Raw genomic sequence first — 17530 nt, forward strand, 5'->3', positions numbered from 1 at the left:
TTTGCGAACAGCCGATCTCTTGTTACCGTTCCAGTAGCCCGGTTGCTGGTGCATCCCCCGTCGCCAGCAACCGGGTCTTTCTTTGCGCCGTTCCTTTTACGCAACGCTGCCGGGCGTCAACTGCCCGTGTACGCCCCGGAGTTGCTCCCGGAACGCAGCAGGAGCGGCCCTTGACCGCCCCGTCCCGCGAACTCCGCGACCGCCGTGTACGCGGCCGGTTCGCCCTGGGTGCGCTCCCTGGGCGTCTCGCAGGTTCCCGGCTCGTCGCCCGCGCCCACGGCGCAGTGCATCTGCACGGTGCGGCCGCCGGGACCCATGAGGCTGAGGACGGATTCCAGCGCGCCCCCGGTGACGTTGCGGTAGTAGGTCCGCGCCCAGGTCTCCTCACCCTGCGTCAGGACACAGGTCTGTGCCTCGATGCCCTCGGGGGAGGTGAGTTCGGGTCCGCAGCGGGCGGCGGTGGCCAGGCCCAGGCCGAGCAGCCACGGCGAGCTGGTGGGGGTGGCGACCTTGTGGTCCTCATGCGCCCCATCAGGTGCGGCGCTTTCTTCGCGTACGGCCGCCTCATCACGTACGGCGGCCTCATCGCGTACAGCCGCCTCGTCGCGTACGGCGGCGCGACGCTCCTCACCCACCTGTCCCGCGGACGCCACGGCCAGCGGCAGCGCGACCGCGCACACCACGACGCCCGTCAGGGCAAGCAGACGAAGGTTCATGAAAGGGACGATAACGAGCGCGCGCGGGCGGCTGGTTCCGCGCGCGCCCGACACCCTTACAACTCGGGCGCGCTCACACCCGTACGAGTGAGGGCGTCCACCACCGCGTCCACCACGGCCTCGACATCGGGCACCCACGGGGAGGCCGAGCCGGGCAGCGGAGCACGCTCCCAGTGGATGGCGCCCCGGCCCGTCTCGGACGGGGGCAGCGCGACATAGCCGCCCTCGCCGTGGAAGCGCAGGGAGCCGGGGACGAAGTCCTTGGCGTACAGGAGTTCGCCCAACTGCTCCATGGAGTACGGCTTGACGAGAATCGCCCATCGGGTGGGCGAGGCGACCACCGGTCCCAGGCGCATGCCCTGGTGGTCGAGGGCGGCCAGCGCACGGGAGCCCGCGAGGGCCGGCAGGGACACCGCACAGGGTGCCGTGCCGCCGGTGGCGAGGACGATCGGCGCCGCGGGCCGGTTGGTCCACCACCAGCGCACCATGCGCTCGTCGGTGGTGGCCGCGAGGAGCCCGGGGTCGAAGGGGTGCGCGCCGGGGACCGTGCACTCGGGGTCGGGGCAGCTGCAGCGGGCCCGACCCTGCGGGTCCGGTGCCGCGCCCGGGAGTACGGGCCACTGCCATTCCGTCGCGAAGGTCAGGGCCGCGCTGATCAACTCAGGCCCCCCGTCGTTCCGCTTGGACAGGAGCCTGCGTGCCTTTCCGAGGATCTCGCGCATGAGCGCTCGTTCCTTTCCGTTGCACCGCTGGCAACACCGTGGGCCACATCACACCATGTGTCGATCACTGCACTGTGCGTACCTGTTGGCGCATCACACCCCTGTCCGAGACAAGGGGAACCCCTATGGGTCGAGCGTTGGCTGCGTCCGCGGCAGCCTGACCCACACTGCGTCTATCAAAAGCATGGGCGTGGCGTGGGGGTGGCGAAGTCTGGCGTTTTGCCGTCCCGCGTGTTTCTCCTCGCCTCCGCCACGGAGGATGGGGCACGGTCGTCGGTGGTTAAGACGCCCGGGCCCGTCACCAGGTTCCGGGTGGATGTCAACCACCCCTGGCCTTCTCCGAGTACGTACCCATCACGACCGCTGTGACGCTCAGTGGAGCAAGGCCAGTCGACCGCAATACCCTGTTACCCGAGTCAGTTTTAAGCCAACTTTGCTTTTAGGCAAGAGATACACCGGTGACCCATGGACACCAGGAATCCCGGCAGGACAATGCTGGACATCCCCTCACGAGTGCGTGTACATGTGGAGACACTGCTAGCGGCGCAGAATGACATGGGGGTTTGCGATGCTTTTGAGCAATACGCACCGGTCGGAAAGCCGGACGCCATGAACGCCCCTCACCCTCCGAAAGTGGCCGGAATCGATTCAACGGTTCCCTCGCCCGCACACACTGTCGCGCCCGCGTCCGCCGTCCCGGGCACCTCTCCGGTCCCGCCACCGAACGCCCCGAACGCCCCGGGTGCTCTGCTTCAGGACCGGCTCGCAGGCTGGGTCTCCGACCTCACGACCCTGCACGAACTCACGGAACGTCTGGCCCGCACGGGCTCATTGCAGGAAGCCCTGACGGAACTCCTGCGCGCCGGGGCCACCCTCGTGGGCGCCCGGCGCGGCCTCGTCGTACTGGAACCGGGCGACGGACTCGGCCCCGACACCACGATCGGCCTGGGTCTGGCCCGGGCCGATCTCGGTCACATCGAGACCGTGCCGCGCAGCGCGATGTCGTACGGCAAACTCCTCGACACAACGGTCGGACTGCCGGGCGCCCCCTGCGAGATCGCCGAGCCGGACCTCTTCGCCGAGGACGGCCTCCACCCCCGACACCGCGAGGTGGCCGCCCGCCTCGGCTACGCGGCGTGCTACGCGCTGCCGCTCGCCTCCGACGCCGCGGGCCGCCTCGGCGCCGCCGTGTGGCTGTACGACGAGCCCGCCGAACCGGCCGAGCGCCAGCGCCACCTCGTCGGCCTGTACGCGCGCCACGCGACCGAGTACCTGGCGCGCCTGCTCGAGGTCGAGCGCACGCGCGCGTGCATGGCGACGATGGCGGAGGAGCTGCTGCCGTCCCGGCTCCCCCGCGTCGCCGGTGTGCGGCTCGCCGCCCGGCACCGCACCGGCCCGCGCGGCGGCGGCGACTGGTACGACGCGCTTCCGCTGCCCGATGCCGCGCTCGGTCTCGCGGTGGGCTCGGTCACCGGATCCGGCCCGAGCGCGATCGCCGCGATGGGCCGGCTCAGAGCCAGCCTGAGGGCGTACGCCGTGATGGAGGGCGAGGACCCCGTCGCCGTCCTGTCCGACCTGGAGCTGCTGCTGCGGCTCACCGAACCGGCTCGCTCCGCGACCGCTCTGTTCGCCTACTGCGAGCCCGCGTTGCGCAAGATCACGCTGGCCGGTGCCGGGCACTGCCCGCCGCTGCTGGTCGGGGAGCGGCGTACGGAGTTCGTGGAGACGTCCGTGTCGGCGCCGCTCGGGATGCTCGCCTGCTGGGAGGCGCCCAGCGTGGAGCTGCAGGCCGAGCCGGGAGAGACGGTTCTGCTGTACACCGACGGGCTGCTGCACCGTACCGGCGACCCCACCGACCGTGCCTTCGCGCGGCTGCACTCGGCGGCGGCCAGGGTGCCGAAGGCGCTGCGGCACGACCCGGACGCGATCGCCGACCACGTCCTGCGCACCGTCCTGCCGGACGGACTCGACGCGGCGGACTCCGAGGAGGACGTCGTCCTGCTCGCCGCGCACTTCGAGTAGTGCCGCGGGTAGCTCTCGGTAACAGGTCTTCCGGCCCTGGGCCCCCTTCCGTACGACCGTACGATGGAGGGGGTCCAGTGCCGTATCTAGGAGGATGACCGTGGCCGACGAGCTCAACCCGGAGACCCCGGAAACCGAGCCGGAAGAGCCGATCAAGCAGCGGAAGAACGGGCTGTACCCAGGCGTGTCCGACGAGCTGGCCGAGAGCATGAAGTCGGGCTGGGCCGACACCGAGCTGCACGACCTGCGGCCGATCCCCCAGGCCGCCGAGACCGCGGCCCGCCGTGCCGCGCTGTCCGCGCGTTTCCTGGGCGAGCGTCTGGTGATCCCGGCGGGCAACCTGAAGACCCGCTCGAACGACACGGAGTACCCCTTCCGGGCCTCCGTCGAGTACGCGTACCTCACCGGCAACCTGACCGAGGACGGCGTGCTCGTCCTGGAGCCGACCTCCGAGGGTCACAAGGCGACGATCTACCTGCTGCCGCGCTCCGACCGCGAGAACGGCGAGTTCTGGCTGTCCGGGCAGGGCGAGCTGTGGGTCGGCCGCCGGCACTCCCTGGCGGAGTCCGAGGCGCTGTACGGCATCGCCGCCTCCGATGTGCGCGAGCTGGCGGACGCGCTGCGCGAGGCGACCGGTCCGGTGCGGGTCGTACGCGGGTTCGACGCCGGCATCGAAGCCGCGCTGACCGACAAGGTCACCGCCGAGCGCGACGAGGAGCTGCGGGTCTTCCTCTCCGAGGCACGGCTGGTCAAGGACGAGTTCGAGATCGGCGAGCTGCAGAAGGCGGTCGATTCGACCGTGCGCGGCTTCGAGGATGTCGTCCGCGTACTCGACAAGGCCGAGGCGACCTCCGAGCGGTACATCGAGGGCACGTTCTTCCTCCGCGCGCGGGTCGAGGGCAACGACGTCGGCTACGGCTCCATCTGCGCCGCCGGCCCGCACGCCTGCACGCTGCACTGGGTGCGCAACGACGGGCCCGTGCGCTCCGGGGACCTGCTCCTCCTGGACGCCGGTGTCGAGACGCACACGCTCTACACCGCCGACGTCACGCGCACGCTGCCGATCAACGGCACGTACACCGAGATCCAGAAGAAGGTCTACGACGCCGTCTACGAGGCCCAGGAGGCCGGTATCGCGGCGGTGCAGCCCGGTGGCAAGTACCGCGACTTCCACGACGCCGCGCAGCACGTGCTGGCCGAGAAGCTCGTCGAGTGGGGTCTGGTCGAGGGTCCGGTCGAGCGGGTGCTGGAGCTCGGGCTGCAGCGGCGGTGGACGCTGCACGGGACCGGGCACATGCTCGGCATGGACGTCCATGACTGCGCCGCCGCACGGACCGAGACGTATGTCGAGGGCACGCTGGAGCCGGGGATGGTGCTGACGGTCGAGCCCGGCCTGTACTTCCAGGCCGACGATCTGACGGTGCCGGAGGAATACCGGGGCATCGGTGTCCGGATCGAGGACGACATCCTCGTGACGGAGGACGGGAACCGGAATCTGTCTGCCGGGCTTCCTCGGCGGTCGGATGAGGTCGAGTCGTGGATGGCTTCGCTGAAGGGCTGACGTAGGAGCTGGATGGCCGGGTACCAAAGGGGTGCCCGGCCTTTCGTTGCGGTCTGCGGGGCAGTGGGGGCTGGTCGCGCAGTTCCCCGCGCCCCTGGGGGGTTGGTGTGGACCTGCATATTGAGTTCGGGTCTGTTGATGGGCCGCGGGCCGGGCTCGAGCGGGCTCTGCGGGATGCCGTACGTGATGGGCGGCTCGCGCCCGGAACCCGGTTGCCCGCCACTCGGCGGCTCGCTGCCGAGCTCGGGATCTCCCGGGGGACCGCCAAGGCGGCTTACGACCAGTTGGTCGCCGAGGGGTATCTGACCGCTCGGCAAGGGTCCGGGACACAGGTCGCTTCCCTTCCCTCCGGTGACGCCGAAACACCCGAGGCGGCCTCACGCACGCGTGCACCCCGCTTCGATCTGCGGCCCGGCAGTCCGGACGTGGGGACGTTTCCGGCGGCGGCGTGGCTGCGGGCGCTGCGCAGGGCGATCGCGACGGCGCCCTCACTGGCGTACGACTATGGCGATCCGCGCGGGCGCATCGAGCTGCGGACGGCGCTGTCCGGGTACTTGGGTCGTGCGCGGGGGGTCATCGCACCCCCTGAGCGGATCGTGATCACGTCCGGGTATGTGCAGGGGCTCGCGCTCCTCACGCGTGTGCTCGACGGTGGCGAGATCGCCATCGAGGATCCGGGGCTGCCCTTCCACCGGGAGGTCGTACGGCGGGGCGGCGGGAGCGTGGTGCCCGTGCCGGTCGACGAAAGGGGCGCCTGTGCCGACGGGTTGGGGGACTCCAGCGCCGTCGTGCTCACTCCCGCGCATCAGTATCCGACCGGGGTGACGTTGCATCCCGCGCGGCGGCGGGCGTTCAGCGACTGGGCCCGCGCGCGTGGTGGGCTGCTCGTCGAGGACGACTACGACGGGGAGTTCCGCTACGACCGGCAGCCCGTCGGGGCGCTGCAGGGGATGGCGCCGGGGCATGTGGTGTATCTCGGCACCGCCTCCAAGACGCTGGGACCCGCGCTGCGGCTCGGGTGGATGGTGCTGCCGCCGCACTTGGTCGACGCGGTCGCCGACGCCAAGCTGCACAGCGATCACCACACCGAGTCCATCGGGCAGTTGGCGCTCGGCGAGCTCATCGGGAGTCATGCGTACGACCGTCATGTGCGCGCCTGTCGGCTGCGGTACCGGCGGCGCCGGGACCAGTTGCTGCACCGGCTCGGGGAACGGCGGCCGGTGCGGGGGATCGCGGCCGGGCTGCACGCGCTGGTGGAGGTCGCCGACGAGAAGGAGGCCCTGGCGCGGGCGGAGGCGGCGGGTCTCGCCGTCGGGCACCTGGGGGACCACTGGCATGCGCCGGACGCCGAGGGGCGGCCTCAGGGGCTCGTGGTGGGTTACGGGACGCCGCGGGAGCGTGTGTATCCGGAGGCGCTGGAGGCGCTGGGGAAGGTGTTGGACGGATTGGGCCAATAAAAGGGGCGACTATTGGGTCTGTAGTGGGGTCCAGTTCCCTTCTACCGTCGTCGACATGACGAACTCCCTCGTCCCGCCCGCGGGGCCGCAACGCGTCCTGGCCCTGGCTCAGTTGACCAATGCCGTCGGTGACGGCGCCTACCTCGTGACCTCCGCTTTCTACTTCACCCACGTCGTCGGGCTCTCTCCCGCGCGCGTGGGGCTCGGGCTGACCGCGGGGTGGGCGGTCGGGTCCGTGGCGGGCGTGCCGCTGGGGCGGCTCGCGGACCGGCGCGGGGCGCGCGGTACGGCGGTGCTGCTGGCGTCGGCGGCGGGGCTCGCGGTGGCGTCGTTCCTGTTCGTCCGGGGGTTCCTGCCGTTCGTCGCGATCGCGTGCGCGTACGCCGCCTCGCAGTCGGGGCTGGCCGCGGCCCGGCAGACGCTGCTGGCGGGGCTGGTGCCCGCCGGGGAACGGACCGGGGCGCTGGCGTATCTCCAGTCGGCGTTCAACGCCGGGCTTGCGGTGGGGGCGGGGCTGGGCGGGCTGGCGATCCAGGCCGGGACGCGGGAGGCGTATCTCGCGGTGTTCGCGATGGACGCGGTGACCTTCGTGGCGTGTGCGGGGGTGCTGGGGCGGCTGGCGTCGGTGGCGCCGGTACCTGTGCGGAAACGTCACGGCCTCGGTGTCGTACGGGATCGCCGCTATGTCGCCGTCACGGCCCTCAACACCGTCCTGCTGCTGCGGATGCCGCTGCTCAGCCTCGGGCTTCCGCTGTGGATCTCCGAGCGGACGCAGGCGCCGACGTGGCTGGTGTCCGCGCTGTTCGTGCTCAACACCGGGGCCGTGATGGTCTTCCAGGTGCGGATGGCGCGCGGTGTCACGGGATCGGGTCGGCCACGCGCGCGGTGCGGCGGTCGGGGTGGGTCATGCTCGCGGCGTGCGCGGTGTTCGCGCTGTCGGCCGGTGCGTCGCCGTGGGTCGCCGCCGGGGTGCTGGTGGCCGGAGCGATCCTCCAGGTCCTCGCGGAGATGGGACAGTCGGCCGGCTCATGGCAGCTGTCCTTCGATCTGGCCCCGGCCGACCGGGTGGGTGAGTACCAGGGGTTCTTCGGAACGGGGGTGACCGTGGCGCGGACGCTGGGTCCGCTCGTGGTGACCACGCTGCTGATCGGCTGGGGAACGACGGGCTGGCTGCTGCTGGGAGGGGCGACGCTGATGGCGTCGTACGCCATGGGACCGGCGACGCGCCGGGTCGCCGCCTCCCAGCCGGAGGTCAGGCGGCGACCCGTGCTCGTGAACTGACCGTCGCCGGGAGCGAGTCCAGGAACAGGGCCCCCGCGAGCAGCCCCGCGCTGCCACGGGGGCTCCACGCGCGCGTGTGGAGGTCCTCGTCGAAAGCGACCAGGGCCGCGGCACCGGTCTCGGTGGAGGTGCCGCCGGCCTCCAGGACGCCGCGGGCGCCCGCCTGGACGTGGCGCAGGCCGAGCGGGCCCGCGGCGTACAGGAGTTCGGTGTCCTGGAGGGTGGACATCACGGTGAGCAGGGCGTCGAGCCGGGCCTCGCCCTCGGTGGCGCCGGCCGCGCGCGCGGCGGCCAGGGCGTCCAACGCCCGCCGTACGTGCGGGAATCCGGCCCGAGCCTCGCCCCGCGCCCCGGCGGCGCCGTACTTCGCCGACACCGACGAACCGTGTGAGGGCTTGCGCGGGGCGCGCTTGTCGGTGTGCCGGGCGATGCCCTTGGCGGTCGCGGCGATCTCCGTGGCCACGGCTCGGGGGTTCAGGGCGGCCGCGGCGACCAGCAGGCCGAGGGCCCATGTGGCGCCGCGGTGGCCGCCTCCCGCGAGGCCCACCGAGTGCTCGGTGCAGCGGCCGATCGCGCCGAGTTCCGTACGGAGTCCGGGCGTGGGTTCGCCGGTGCGGCGGGCGGCGGCGGCCATCGCCGCGAGGCCGGGCACGAGTGCCTTGGCCGACCAGCGCAGGGAGCAGTGGTCCCGGCGGGTGACGCGGGCGTCGAGGTCACGCGGGTCGGGCAGGCCCGGCTTGGGAGCCAGGGCCAGCTGCCCGGTCAGTGCGGTCACGGCGGCCTGCGCCAGAGCTTCGTCCTCGCGGCTGCTCATGGCCGTACCTTACGAGGAGGCCGAGGCCGACGGGGAGGCACTGTCGGTCGGGGCGTCACTCGGCGGGGTGCCCGTCGGTGCGTCGCTCGGCGGGGTGCCGCCACCGCCGCTGCCCGCGCCGGTGCTCTCGGCGTCGGGGTCGATGCCAAGGGTCAGAAAGCCCTTGTAACCCTTGGAGGGGTCCTTCTTGTGGACGGCCTTGAGGGTGAGCAGGCCGCTGGAGGCGCCGCCGTCGTCGTACACCATGTCGTTGTCGAGGGTGGTGTAGCTGCCGGAGTGCCGGGAGTAGGGCTCCAGCGTGAAGATCTCCTCGGCGACGGTGTCGTCGAAGAAGAACTGGCCGGTGTAGTTGATCTTGCCGCCCTCGTAGGTGCCGTCCTCCTTCTCACCGCCGGTGTGGACCTTGACGTGGATGTGGCAGGTACGCGGGGTGTACCAACCGGGGAAGATCGTCTCGAACTTGACGACCCCGTTGCCGTTGGCGATCTGGTAACCGCGCAGGTAGGTGGCGTCGTTGGCGGTCGAGCCGTCCTCGCTCTCGGCGGGGGCCGAGCCGCCGGGGTCGGCGGTGGTGTAGCCCGAGTAGTAGCCCCAGGCGTCGCAGTGCCAGATCTCCACGGCCGCGCCGGGAACCGGGGTGCACCCGTCGGTGGCGTCGACGACGGTCAGGCGCAGGGTCAGCGGGACGCCGCTCTTGCCCTCGGTGATGTCTTTTCTGACCAGGGCGCCGTCGAGATAGTAGGGACCCTCGGTGACGCTCGTCATGAGCGTCATGCACTCGCTGCCGGTGCTGATGGAGGACGCCGAGGCCGTCGCGTCGGTGGGGGTGGTGGCGTCGGCGAAGGCCGACTGGTAACCGGCGACGGCGAGGCCGCCCGCGGCGACCGTGCCGCCCGTCACGACGATGGCGCGGCGCCTGGTGATCGTCTTGTCCTTGTGGTTTCCCGTCATGGCCAGGAAGTTATGGACGGCGCCCGTCAGGGAAATGGGGGGACGCTGAGAGTCGCCTGTGAATGCTGCGGAAGGTGAAATTCCGCGCCTTCGCGGGTGAAGAAGTCCTCGGAACGGCGGGCGCTACACCGCCATGAGCGGAGCGTCCTTCTTCCACTTGAGGATCTTGTCGAAGCTGACCACCGCACCGCCCCGGCCCGGCTTGTTGCCGATGTGGACGTGGTCGGCGAGCTCCTTGATCAGACACAACCCGCGACCGTGCTCGGCCTCGCTGGGGGCACGCCGGACCACCGGGGCGGGGCGGCCGAAGCCCGGGCCCGAGTCCGCGACCTCGATACGACACTTCTCGCCGTCCAGATAGGCGGTGACCCGGTACGCCTCCGAGGTACCGCCCTGCCCGGTGTCCCCGCCGTGCTCGACGGCGTTCGCGCAGGCCTCACTGAGGGCCACGGAGAGGTCGTAGGAGACATCGGGATCCACGCCCGCGGTCTCCATCGTGCCGAGCAGCAGCCGTCGAGCGAGCGGAACGCTCGCGGCTTCGCGGCGCAGATGGAGTGACCACCAGATGCTCATGCTCCAGCCTCCCGGCCGCGGCTCGACATACCGTTACCTATTGCCGCCAGTGGCCAGGTGTAAGCACACAGTTGACGTGACGCCGCCCATATGGGCGATGCGTACCGGGCGGTGCATGGGGTATGTGAGGGCGGTTCGTATCGGAGGGTGATCTTCCGGTCGTACCACTCGTACGTCATCTTGTGGACCTGCCGTATGGCCGCCGTAAGGCCAGTGCGATGATGAGCCCGCCATGTCTGCCCCCCACCAGCGCACCGGAGACGGTCTCCGGGTCCCGCGGGCCGCGGTGTTCGCCGCGGTCTGCGTCGTGCTGGCCGCCGCCGGGCACACCATGGCCGCCTGCGCCGCCGTTCCGCTGTGGACGCTGGGCGCGGGATTCCTCGGGGTCCTCGCGGTCGCGGCACCACTCGCCGGGCGGGTGCGTTCGCTGGCCGGGATCGCGGCCCTGCTGGCGCTCGGACAGACCGTGCTGCACGCGCTGTTCGGGCTGGGACAGCACGGTACGGCGGCCCAGCCGATGTCCTCGATGTCGTCGGACGCCACTTTGGTGCAGCAGGCCGCGCGGCTGGTCTGCGGGACCACCGCGGCGGCGATCAGCCCCACCCAGGCGGTCCGGATCCTCACCGAGGCGCGCCTCTACCAGGGCACGCACGCGCACGGCTCGATGGACACCATGTCCACCACCACCAGCGCCCCCACCTCGCTGATGCCGTCCCTGCCGATGCTGCTCGGCCACGTCCTCGCGGCCCTCGCCGCCGGCTGGCTGCTGCGCCACGGCGACCTGGCCCTGCTGCGGCTGACCCAACTGTCGGCGCACGGGGTCGCTCAGGGGGCGCTCGTACGGTCCCTGCGCGGGGCGCTCGCTCTGGTGCGCGCCCTGCGGGCCGGGCTGCCGGGTGCGCCGGAGGCCGGTCCGCGGCTGCCGCGCACCGATCTGCTCGCGCCTCCTGCGCCTCGTACGACCGCACTCCGGCACGCGGTGATCAGGCGTGGTCCGCCCACCGCCGACGGTCTCGTCCTCGCCGCCTGACACGACGCGAACACCCCTGGGTTGGGGGCCGCCGTCGTGCGGCCACACGCGCGTGTCCGTGTTCCGAGTGATCGGGCACCTCTGCGCGCGCGTATCCCTCTTCAACTCCGGAATCACACGCGAAGTGGAGTGCTCTCTTTCATGAAGGTTTCTCGTCTCGCCGCCGTCGGCGCCATCGCCGCCTCTGCCGTCGTCGTCCTGTCCTCCCCCGCGTTCGCGCACGTCAGCGTGCAGCCCGAGGGCACCGCCGCCAAGGGCGGTTACGCGGTCATCGACTTCAAGGTGCCCAACGAGCGCGACAACGCCTCGACGACCAAGCTCGAGGTCACCTTCCCGACCGAGCACCCGCTGGCCTCCGCCATGCCCGAGCCGGTGAACGGCTGGGACATCAAGGTCACCAAGTCCAAGCTGGCCAAGCCCATCGAGCTGCACGGCAAGAAGATCTCCGAAGCCGTCTCCAAGATCACCTGGACCGCCGACGGCAAGGGGATCCAGCCGGGCTTCTTCGAGAAGTTCCCGGTCTCCGTGGGCACGCTGCCCGAGGACGCCGACGAACTCGTCTTCAAGGCGATCCAGACGTACTCCAACAAGGAGGTCGTCCGCTGGATCGAGGTCGAGCAGGAGGGCCAGGAGGAGCCCGAGAACCCGGCCCCGGTGCTGGCGCTCTCGGCCGCCTCCGAGGACGGCCACCACGGCGCCTCGGCGACCGAAGAGGCCTCCGACGACACGGCGGACGACACCGAGAAGGCCGCCGCCGAGACGGCCGCCCCCGTCGACAGCAGTGACACCACCGCGCGCGTGCTCGGCGTGGTCGGCATCGCCGTCGGCGTGGTCGGGGTCGCGTACGGCGTGCTCGCCGGCCGTCGGCGCACCACCGACGCCTGAGGTCCACCCTTCCGCGCGGTGCACCGGGGTCGTACGACCTGTCCGCACGATCCCGGTGCACCCCGCCCCCTTCACATCTGGGACATTTTGATATGCGCAAGAAGATGTTCGCCGCGGCCGCCCTGCTCGCCGCCGCATCCCTGACACTGACCGCCTGCGGCAGCGGTGACGACAGCGACTCGCCCGTGTCGGTGGTCTCCGAGGAGGCGGGTTCCGACAAGGCCGCCACCGTCCTCGACAAGCCGTTCGAGAAGCCGGACCTCGTCCTCACCGACACCAACGGCGAGAAGTACGACTTCCGCGAGCAGACCAAGGGCCGGCCGACGCTGATCTACTTCGGCTACACCCACTGCCCCGACGTCTGCCCGCTGACGATGAACAACGTCGCCGTCGCCAAGAAGCAGCTGACCAAGGCGCAACAGGACGAGCTGCGGATCGTGTTCGTCACCACCGACCCCGACCGGGACACCCCGAAGGCGCTGGGCAAGTGGCTCAAGGGCATCGACTCCCAGGTCGTCGGCCTCACCGGCGACTTCGACACCATCCAGGCCGGCGCCCGTACCCTCGGCATCTCCATCGAGCCGCCGCACAAGGACAAGAACGGCAAGATCGTCTCGACGCACGGCACGCAGGTCGTCGCGTTCTCGCCGAAGACCGACGGCGGGTACGTCCTCTACGGCGAGGACGCCACCGTCGACGACTACACCAAGGACCTCCCCAAGCTCATCAAGGGAGAGAACCCGTGAGCCGGTTCCCGCTCTTCGCGGCTGCCGCGGTCGGCGCCCTGGTGCTGACCGGATGCTCGGACTCCGGCACCGACGACGGACAGGCCGAACTGTCCGTCAGCGCCGCCTACATGCCCCAGCCGGTCTCCGACTCCATGGCGGCGGGCTTCCTCACGGTCACCAACCAGGGCGGCGCGAAGGACGACCTGACCTCGGTCACCAGCGATGTCGGCCAGGTCACCGTGCACGAGACCGTCGACTCCTCCATGACGGAGGTCAAGAGCCTCGACGTGCCCGCACACGGTCAACTCGTGTTCAAAAGCGGCGGCAGCCATCTGATGTTCGAGAACCTGAAGCGGAAGCCGAAGCAGGGCGAGACGGTCTCCGTGGAACTGCACTTCGCGAAGTCCGGCCCGGTCACCGTCGAGATGCCGGTGAAGTCCGCGACGTACAGCCCCAAGACCGGGCACTGAGGGAGGGACCACCTTGACGCAGACCATCGCCCCCCGCGTCCGGATCCTGGTGCTGCTGCTTCTCGCGGCCACCGGACTGCTTCTCGCCGGTGCCGGACCGGCCTCCGCGCACGCCGCGCTGACCGGCAGCGACCCCCAGCAGGGGGTGGTGGTCGACAAGGCCCCGACCCAGGTCTCGCTCACCTTCTCCGAGAAGGTCGCGATGTCCGACGACTCCCTGCGGGTCCTCGACCCCAAGGGCAAGCGCGTCGACACCGGCAAGCCGTCCGAGGTCAGCGGCACGACCTACGCCGTCCAACTGCACAGCGGACTGCCCGACGGCACCTACACCGTCACCTACCAGGTCGTCTCCGAGGACAGCCATCCCGTCGCCGGGGCCTACACCTTCTCCGTCGGCGCCCCCTCGAAGACCACCGTCTCGGCGTCCGCCCCGACTGCCGGCGGCGGAGTCGTCGGCTGGCTCTACGGCTTCGGGCGCTACGTCTCCTACGCCGGGTTCATCGTCATGGTCGGCGGCGCCGCCTTCGTGCTGGCCTGCTGGCAGCGCGGCTCCGGCGTACGGGCCCTGCAGCGGCTCGTCGTCTCCGGGTGGCTCGCGCTCACCTCGGCCACCCTCCTGCTGCTGCTCCTGCGCGGCTCGTACACCAGCAGCGGCAAGCTCGGCGACGTGTTCGACCTGAGCCTGCTCGGACAGGTCCTGCAGACCAAGACCGGCGCGTCGATGGTCTCCCGGCTGCTGCTGCTCGCCGCGGCCGCGCTGTTCATCGCCGTGCTCTTCGGGGCGTATGACAAACGCGAGGACCAGGAGAAGCGGGACCTCACCTTCGGGCTCTCCATCGGCGGCACCGTCGTGGCCGCCGGGCTCGCGGCGAGCTGGGCGATGGCCGAGCACGCCTCGACCGGGCTCCAGACCGGTATCGCGATGCCCGTGGACGTGGTGCATCTGCTGGCGGTCGCGGCCTGGCTGGGCGGACTGACCGCGCTCCTGGTGACGCTGTACCGGGCGGACACCCCGATCGAGCGCTCCGCCGTCCGCCGCTTCTCCCGCCTCGCCTTCAGCAGCGTTCTGACCCTCGTCGCCACCGGCATCTACCAGTCGTGGCGCCAGCTCGGCTCCTGGTCGGCCTTCACCGACACGACGTACGGACAGCTGCTCCTCGTCAAGATCGGCCTCGTGACGCTGCTGGTGGGCATCGCGTGGATCTCCCGGCGGTGGACCGCGCGGCTGGGGGACAGCGCGGTGGCGCCCTCGGTGGAGGTTCCGCAACAGGAGGAGGCTCCGGAGCGGGAGAAGGAGCACGTCAGTGCCAATGCCAAGGGCGGTGGCTCCAAGCGGGCCGCCCAGCTCGCCCGGCAGCAGGCCGCCGTCGACGCGGCGCGGCAGCGGCGGCAGCGGGACGCCGACCCGGATCGGTTCGGGCTGCGCCGCTCGGTGCTCGCCGAGGCGAGCGTCGCCGTCGTCCTGCTCGCCATCACCACCGTGCTGACCCAGACCGAGCCCGGCCGGACCGAGGAGGAGGCCAAGGCAGCCACGTCGTCGTCCTCTTCCTCCTCCACCTCGTCCTCGGGCGCGCTGACGCTCGACATGCCGTTCGACACAGGCGGCGAGGACGGCAAGGGCCTCGCGCGGATCGATCTCGACCCCGCGCGCGTGGGCGCCAACGAGATGCACGTCTACGTGGAGCGGCCCAATGGGAGCGGCTTCGACGTACCCGAGGTGAAGGTCTCCTTCACCCTCGAGTCCAAGGGCATCGGACCGCTTCCCGTCGTCCCCGACCACATCACCACCGGCCACTGGTCGGCCAACGGCATCCAGCTCCCCATGGCGGGCGACTGGAAGATCGCGGTGACCGTGCGGACCTCCGACATCGACCAGACCACCGTCTCAAAGAACGCGCAGATCGGCTGAACCACCATGGCTGACCAGTCCATTCCGGAGGCCCTTACTCCCGACGAAGCACTTAATGACAGTGCCTTTGAAAGCGCCGTCATCAAGGAGGGCGTTTCGCGGCGCCGACTGCTCGGGACCGCCGGCGCCACCGGGCTCGTGCTCGGCGCGGCCGGCGGGACCGTCGGGTATGCCGCCCGGCCCTCCGAGGCCACGCCGCTCACCTCGGTCGGCGCCGACGAGGCGATGTTTCACGGGAAACATCAGCCCGGCATCCTCCAGGGCCTCCAGGCCCGCGGCCACCTCGTCGCCTTCGACCTGACGGCGGGCGCCGGCCGCAAGGGCGCGGCCGCGTTGCTGCGCCGCTGGTCGCAGACGGCCCGACGGCTGATGGCGGGCGAAGGGACGGCCTCGGACGACACGGATGTCGCGCGGGACGCCGGTCCGTCGGCGCTCACCATCACCTTCGGGTTCGGGCACGGCTTCTTCGCCAGGACCGGCCTCGAGAAGCAGCGCCCGGTCGCGCTGGACCCGTTGCCCGACTTCTCCTCCGATCAGCTCGACAAGACGCGCAGCAACGGCGACCTGTGGGTGCAGATCGGCGCCAATGACGCCTTGGTCGCCTTCCATGCCCTGCGCGCGATCCAGAAGGACGCGGGGAGCGCGGCCCGCGTCCGGTGGCAGATGAACGGGTTCAACCGGTCGCCGGGCGCCACCGCCCACCCCATGACCGCCCGGAACCTCATGGGCCAGATCGACGGCACCCGCAATCCGAAGCCGGGCGAGTCCGATTTCGACCGGCGGATCTTCGTGCCGTCGTCCGGTTCGAACGACCCGTCGTGGATGGCGAACGGCTCCTATGCCGTCGTACGCCGTATCCGCATGCTCCTCGACGACTGGGAGAACCTCTCGGTCACCGAGCAGGAGAACATCATCGGGCGCCGCAAGGCGACCGGGGCGGCGCTGTCCGGGGGCTCCGAGACGACCGAGATGGACCTGGAGAAGACGGACGCCAAGGGCGATCTGGTCGTCCCGATCAACGCCCACGCGCGCATCACCCGGCCCGACCAGAACGGCGGGGCGGCGATGCTGCGGCGCCCGTTCTCGTACCACGACGGCATCGGCACGGACGGGGCGCCGGACGCGGGGCTGCTCTTCGTGTGCTGGCAGGCCGACCCGCTGCGCGGCTTCGTCACCGTGCAGCGCAAGCTCGATCGCGGTGACGCCCTGTCGAAGTTCATCCGGCACGAGTCGAGCGGGCTGTTCGCGGTGCCGGGCGGGGCGGCGGAGGGGGAGTACGTGGGGCAGAGGTTGCTGGAGGGGTGAGCGGGCGGGGCGTCGTGCGGTCCGGGGAGGGTCACGCGAACGCCCGGAGCGGCTTCCGGTCACGCCGGTTCACTCAGCGGAGGGGCTGTCGTGAGACGTGTGCGCCAGGCTGCGCAAGGGCCATTAGGGTGAGGTCATGCCAGCGAGCTATGCGTATCTCGGTCCCGAAGGCACTTTCACCGAAGTCGCCCTGCGCACGCTTCCGGAGACGGCCACGCGGGAGCTGATCCCGTATGTGTCCGTGCAGTCCGCGCTGGACGCGGTGCGCGCGGGCGAGGCCGAGGCCGCGTTCGTGCCGATCGAGAACTCCGTCGAGGGCGGCATCACCACCACCCTCGACGAACTGGTCGCGGGCGCCCCGCTGATGATCTACCGCGAGGTGCTGCTGTCGATCACCTTCGCGCTGCTGGTCAGGCCCGGCACCGAGCTGTCGGAGATCAAGACGGTCTCCGCACACCCGGCCGCCCAGCCGCAGGTCCGCAACTGGCTGAAGAAGAACCTCCCTGACGCCCTCTGGGAGTCCGCCGCCTCCAACGCGGACGCCGCGCGCCTGGTCCAGGAGGGCCAGTACGACGCCGCCTTCGCGGGCGAGTTCGCGGCTGCCCGGTACGGCCTGGAGGCGCTGGAGACCGGCATCCACGACGCGGAGAACGCCCAGACCCGGTTCGTGCTGGTCGGCAGGCCCGCCCGGCCCGCCGCGCCGACCGGTGCCGACAAGACGTCCGTCGTGCTGTGGCAGCGCGACGACCACCCCGGCGGTCTGCGCGATCTGCTGGGCGAATTCGCCACCCGTGGCATCAACCTGACGGTGCTGCAGTCCCGGCCCACCGGTGCCGGAATCGGCAACTACTGCTTCTGCATCGACGCCGAGGGGCACATCTCCGACCGCCGGGTGTCCGAGGCCCTGATGGGACTCAAGCGGATCTGCCTCGATGTGCGGTATCTGGGCTCGTATCCCCGTGCGGACATGAGCACGGCCGACGTACAGCCGCCGCTGCGCGGGACGTCGGACGAGGAGTTCGTGGCGGCGGCGGACTGGGTTGCTCGCTGCCAGGACGGGCGTTTCTAGCAAGCGTCCAGCAGGAGTACGCAGGGTTTCCGGTTGT

The 17530-nt window shown here is 70.9% G+C and carries 17 protein-coding genes; 12 read left to right on the forward strand and 5 right to left on the reverse strand.

The window, feature by feature from the left end; genetic code table 11:
* Window positions 1-116: 116 nt before the first annotated feature.
* Window positions 117-716: a hypothetical protein gene (locus tag TN53_RS01470; protein WP_046256433.1), complete on the reverse strand. Its 600-nt coding sequence runs from the start codon at window positions 714-716 to the stop codon at window positions 117-119.
* Window positions 717-772: 56 nt separating this feature from the next.
* On the reverse strand, window positions 773-1438 hold the full coding sequence (locus tag TN53_RS01475; RefSeq protein ID WP_046256434.1) for a bifunctional DNA primase/polymerase: 666 nt from the start codon (window positions 1436-1438) through the stop codon (window positions 773-775).
* Between the two features lie 492 nt (window positions 1439-1930).
* Between TN53_RS01475 and TN53_RS01480 the strand changes: the two genes are divergently transcribed.
* The 5 genes from TN53_RS01480 to TN53_RS49440 all read left to right on the forward strand — a co-directional run bounded on the left by TN53_RS01480 (window position 1931) and on the right by TN53_RS49440 (window position 7759).
* Window positions 1931-3460, forward strand: a complete 1530-nt coding sequence (locus TN53_RS01480) for a PP2C family protein-serine/threonine phosphatase (protein ID WP_199924493.1) — start codon at window positions 1931-1933, stop codon at window positions 3458-3460.
* A 94-nt stretch (window positions 3461-3554) separates the two neighbouring features.
* Entirely contained in the window at window positions 3555-5021 is a 1467-nt protein-coding gene (locus tag TN53_RS01485; RefSeq protein ID WP_046256436.1) for an aminopeptidase P family protein, read from the forward strand.
* A gap of 107 nt (window positions 5022-5128) precedes the next feature.
* Window positions 5129-6478: a PLP-dependent aminotransferase family protein gene (locus TN53_RS01490; RefSeq protein ID WP_199924489.1), complete on the forward strand. Its 1350-nt coding sequence runs from the start codon at window positions 5129-5131 to the stop codon at window positions 6476-6478.
* A 55-nt stretch (window positions 6479-6533) separates the two neighbouring features.
* Complete coding sequence (locus TN53_RS01495) at window positions 6534-7580, forward strand: MFS transporter (protein WP_420719073.1); 1047 nt, start codon at window positions 6534-6536, stop codon at window positions 7578-7580.
* A 2-nt stretch (window positions 7581-7582) separates the two neighbouring features.
* Window positions 7583-7759, forward strand: a complete 177-nt coding sequence (locus tag TN53_RS49440) for a hypothetical protein (protein WP_420719074.1) — start codon at window positions 7583-7585, stop codon at window positions 7757-7759.
* Here the strand turns inward: TN53_RS49440 and TN53_RS01500 are convergent.
* From TN53_RS01500 to TN53_RS01510, 3 genes are all read right to left on the reverse strand, one after another.
* Entirely contained in the window at window positions 7731-8573 is an 843-nt protein-coding gene (locus tag TN53_RS01500; protein WP_046256438.1) for a triphosphoribosyl-dephospho-CoA synthase, read from the reverse strand. The two genes, TN53_RS49440 and TN53_RS01500, sit on opposite strands and share 29 nt — an antisense overlap.
* Before the next feature lie 9 nt (window positions 8574-8582).
* On the reverse strand, window positions 8583-9524 hold the full coding sequence (locus TN53_RS01505) for an intradiol ring-cleavage dioxygenase (RefSeq protein WP_046256439.1): 942 nt from the start codon (window positions 9522-9524) through the stop codon (window positions 8583-8585).
* 123 nt (window positions 9525-9647) lie between these two features.
* The gene (locus TN53_RS01510) at window positions 9648-10097 is read right to left on the reverse strand and encodes an ATP-binding protein (protein WP_046256440.1); all 450 of its coding nucleotides are present in this window, start codon (window positions 10095-10097) and stop codon (window positions 9648-9650) included.
* Window positions 10098-10329: 232 nt separating this feature from the next.
* Here TN53_RS01510 and TN53_RS01515 point away from each other — a divergent pair, with 232 nt between their 5' ends.
* From TN53_RS01515 to pheA, 7 genes are all read left to right on the forward strand, one after another.
* Window positions 10330-11127: a hypothetical protein gene (locus TN53_RS01515; RefSeq protein ID WP_046256441.1), complete on the forward strand. Its 798-nt coding sequence runs from the start codon at window positions 10330-10332 to the stop codon at window positions 11125-11127.
* Between the two features lie 141 nt (window positions 11128-11268).
* Complete coding sequence (locus TN53_RS01520) at window positions 11269-12012, forward strand: YcnI family protein (RefSeq protein WP_046256442.1); 744 nt, start codon at window positions 11269-11271, stop codon at window positions 12010-12012.
* 92 nt (window positions 12013-12104) lie between these two features.
* Window positions 12105-12758: an SCO family protein gene (locus TN53_RS01525; protein WP_046256443.1), complete on the forward strand. Its 654-nt coding sequence runs from the start codon at window positions 12105-12107 to the stop codon at window positions 12756-12758.
* Entirely contained in the window at window positions 12755-13210 is a 456-nt protein-coding gene (locus TN53_RS01530) for a copper chaperone PCu(A)C (RefSeq protein WP_046256444.1), read from the forward strand. The genes TN53_RS01525 and TN53_RS01530 overlap by 4 nt, the downstream gene beginning before the upstream one ends.
* Window positions 13211-13223: 13 nt before the next feature.
* The gene (locus TN53_RS01535) at window positions 13224-15119 is read left to right on the forward strand and encodes a copper resistance CopC/CopD family protein (RefSeq protein ID WP_046256445.1); all 1896 of its coding nucleotides are present in this window, start codon (window positions 13224-13226) and stop codon (window positions 15117-15119) included.
* A gap of 6 nt (window positions 15120-15125) precedes the next feature.
* Window positions 15126-16424 (forward strand): iron uptake transporter deferrochelatase/peroxidase subunit, encoded by a 1299-nt coding sequence (gene efeB / locus TN53_RS01540; protein ID WP_046256446.1) that lies wholly within the window; start codon window positions 15126-15128, stop codon window positions 16422-16424.
* A 136-nt stretch (window positions 16425-16560) separates the two neighbouring features.
* Complete coding sequence (gene pheA / locus TN53_RS01545) at window positions 16561-17493, forward strand: prephenate dehydratase (protein ID WP_046256447.1); 933 nt, start codon at window positions 16561-16563, stop codon at window positions 17491-17493.
* Window positions 17494-17530: the final 37 nt, after the last annotated feature.

Source organism: Streptomyces sp. WM6386, assembly GCF_000972385.1.
Taxonomy (GTDB): Bacteria; Actinomycetota; Actinomycetes; order Streptomycetales; family Streptomycetaceae; genus Streptomyces.